At 41.8% G+C, this 2,302-nt stretch carries 2 protein-coding genes; both read left to right on the forward strand.

Annotated features, from left to right (window positions below; translation table 11 throughout):
- Nucleotides 1-1,025, forward strand: a 1,025-nt coding sequence (locus QTO00_RS18300; RefSeq protein ID WP_443088945.1) for a calcium-binding protein, incomplete at its 5' end; no start/stop codon positions are given.
- A gap of 88 nt (nt 1,026-1,113) precedes the next feature.
- On the forward strand, nt 1,114-2,302 hold a 1,189-nt coding region (locus tag QTO00_RS18305; RefSeq protein ID WP_331426051.1), incomplete at its 3' end, for an ATP-binding cassette domain-containing protein.

Here is a 2,302-nt window from a genome sequence, read left to right on the forward strand (position 1 = left end):
ATATTGCAAGGGGCAAAAAAATGTCTTCAGTAAAAGTAGGTACGACTAACTTAGATGGAACTGGTTCTTCTGCTAACTTAGTTTCAGAACACGAAATTTTAGATGGAATAGGTCAAGCAACTGACTATGACGCCAAAATCTCAAACCAATCGATTGATGTTGAAGCAACAGGTTGGAATGCGGTTGGTGAAAAAGAAGTGAAAGTTGATGGTGAAAACGTTGATGTTTACGCTAAAAATTTCGTAGATGCTGACATCGATTTATCTGATAGCTCACTTGGTGTGTCCGTTTCACTTCTGTACTCAAAGCGTGGTCAAATCCAAACCGGTGATGGTGACGATACTGTCAATGTAGCTGTACAAACTAATAATGGTGGTTGGAGTAACCTTTTCACGGTTGATACTGGCGCTGGTAATGATACGGTCAAGTTTTTTAATGAGGCTAACTCACAATTTACCTCTGTTGACCTAATGACAGGTGAAGGCAATGACATCATTAACCTATCTGGCTTAGATGAGAATGCTAACAGCAGTGTGACTCGTAAAGTAGATGCAGGTGAAGGAAACGATATTGTGGCGGGCTCTGTTGGGGCCGATATCCTTGATGGCGGTGCTGGTGCAGATATTATTACTGGCTTAGGGGGCAACGACGTTATCTTCTACGACGAAAATGACATAGCTGTTTTCGGCGGTGACGGTCTTGACGCCCTAGTTGTAACTGGTAATAAAGACACGACTATTGGTAATAACTTTGCTGGCTTTGAAGCGATTGTTGGTGAGGCAGAAACGGCGCAAGACTTACGTGTTAATCTACAAGATGGTTTAGTGATTGCTCTGGGTAATGATGATGGCGATGAAGTTTCTTTCAATCAAGACGTGAGCTTCACTGCTGTGTCACAAGATCTTACCGCTGAGCAAGCTTCACTCCTTGAAGCAAGTGGTATGGCCGATGCTGCACTTCAAGCATACGAAACTGTATATATGGGCGAAACAGTGACTGTTTGGTCGGATACTGAACTCGTATAATAGTTTTCGCGTAAATCAAAAATGCGCCTTATGGCGCATTTTTGAGTAACTATAAGTGTAGGTTGCTATGCCCGAATGGAGTCGATTTTTGCAAGAGCGTAAAAAGCATCTTGTATATATAGGTATTTTTTCAGTGTTCGTTAACTTGCTTATGCTGGTATTACCAATCTACAGTTTACAAATATTTGACCGTGTTCTCTCCTCAAGAAGTCCCGAAACACTTCTCTTACTGGCTGTATTAGCTTTAGGCCTATTACTTATACAAGCCTTGCTTGATTTCATCCGAACACGTCTATTAAATATAGGTGCGTCACAGTTTGAACACTATTGTGTACCACATCTAGTTAAACATGCTTTTTCGATAGCAGGGAGAACACCAGACCTTGCCCGTAGAACACTACAAGATTCACAAGAAGTGAAAGGCGGGTTGGCATCTCCTATGGTCGCTTTATTGTTTGACTTACCTTGGACGCCTATTTTTATCCTTGTCATTTTTTCTCTTCACCCTTATTTAGGTTGGTTCGCTTTCGCCGCAGCAACAGTTTTATCTCTATTAACTTGGTTAAATTTATATTTGACACGCAAAAGTATTGATGAGCTTGCTCATCAAGCATTTGACAATGGAGCTTATTTACAAAGGCAAATTGCGCTGGGTAACACCATTTCACTATTTAACGTCGCCGATAAGCTTGCACAACATTGGCAATCTAACAATGTGAACATTATTCATTTGCAAAATGAATACAACTTTAAATTACAGTTCCTTCAAGCCTCTATTAAATATGCTCGGATGAGCCTTCAAGTCGGGGTACTCGCCCTTGGTGGTTGGTTAGTTATTACTGATCAGGCGGTAGCAGGAGTGTTGTTAGCAGCCTCTATTCTATTGGGCCGGGTACTAGCTCCTCTAGATCAGAGTATCAATTTATGGCGACCTTGGCGTCAAAGCAGGGCAGCATGGTCGCGGGCAGAGGCTGTTTTATCTTTGCCGGAGTCGGAACAGCGTATTGAGATGCCAATTGAAGATATCAGCGTTCAGGTTGAGGGTTTTAGTGTCAAAGATCAGTTTGAGCGTTTAATTCTTAAGAATGTTCAATTTGAACTAAAAGCTGGCCACGCATTAGCGATTGTTGGAAGTAGTGGTTCTGGTAAATCAACTTTGCTGAATGCCATTGCAGGCGTTGAGTATAATCACCAAGGTTATATTCGCTTAAACGGCATTGCTTTAACTGAAATGCTTCCCCGTCAAAGGCAACAGCTTATAGGTTACTTACCGCAAC

This window comes from Vibrio sp. M260118, assembly GCF_036533755.1.
Classification (GTDB): domain Bacteria; phylum Pseudomonadota; class Gammaproteobacteria; order Enterobacterales; family Vibrionaceae; genus Vibrio.